Source organism: Erythrobacter sp. CCH5-A1, assembly GCF_001557115.1.
Taxonomy (GTDB): Bacteria; Pseudomonadota; Alphaproteobacteria; order Sphingomonadales; family Sphingomonadaceae; genus Erythrobacter.
Window position 1 is genome coordinate 1 of sequence record NZ_LSKQ01000255.1, and the last position, 763, is coordinate 763.

The 763-nt window shown below is 71.7% G+C and carries 1 protein-coding gene; it reads right to left on the reverse strand.

The window, feature by feature from the left end:
* Window positions 1-763: hypothetical protein (locus tag AX708_RS20965; protein WP_067490400.1), on the reverse strand; the 763-nt coding region annotated here is incomplete at both ends.

The following is a 763-nucleotide window of genomic DNA, read 5'->3' on the forward strand; positions in this document are numbered from 1 at the left end:
GGCTCGACCGGGTCGTAATAGGTGGTGGGGGTGTTGATATCGGCGCCCGCGATCCGGCGCGTGCGCTCGTCGGCGTTGGCTGCGGCGAGGTCGCGGTCGCGCAGCTCTGCGAAGCGGGCGAAGGCGGCGAGGGTTTCTTCCGAGAGGACCGCGCGGCGCTCGGGGCGTTCGCGTTCGTAGCGGCGGCGGATCTCCATGATCTTGCGGTCGATGCTCGCGCGCACCTCGGCGGCGGAGACATTGGGTCGCTCGGCCTCCCACTCCTTGCGCCACTGTTTCTTGAGCCGGTCGAGCTGCGCCTTGCTGACCGCGTTGAGGCCCTTGGGCCCGCCGCCCGCGGCAAAGCGCTCGGGCGCGCGGTTTCTCAGCATGAACATCAGGAGCCGGTCATTGTGCTTGATGCGGGTGCCGATGAGCTTGCCGTAGGAATAGACCGGCTCCTCGGTGCCGTTGAGGGCGCGGTCCATGGCGACGTCCTCGATCCGCTGGATGCCGAGCGCGAGGGCGGCTTCCCAGGCGGCGCGGAATTCCCCGGCGCCGGGCTGGCGGCGCAGGTGGTAGGCGCCGACGCTGCTCATGTCGACCGCGCGGGCGGCGGCCTCGACGGAGCCGGTGTCGGCGAGCGCCTCGATGAAGCTGCGCTGGCGCTCGGGGGTCCAGCCGTCGTGGCGCTGGTACTGGCGGGGCACGGGGGTGAAGGCGGGGAGCTCTCCTGCGGACACGGGGAGCCGGGCGGTGCGGGGGTCTTTGCGGCGGGTCATGC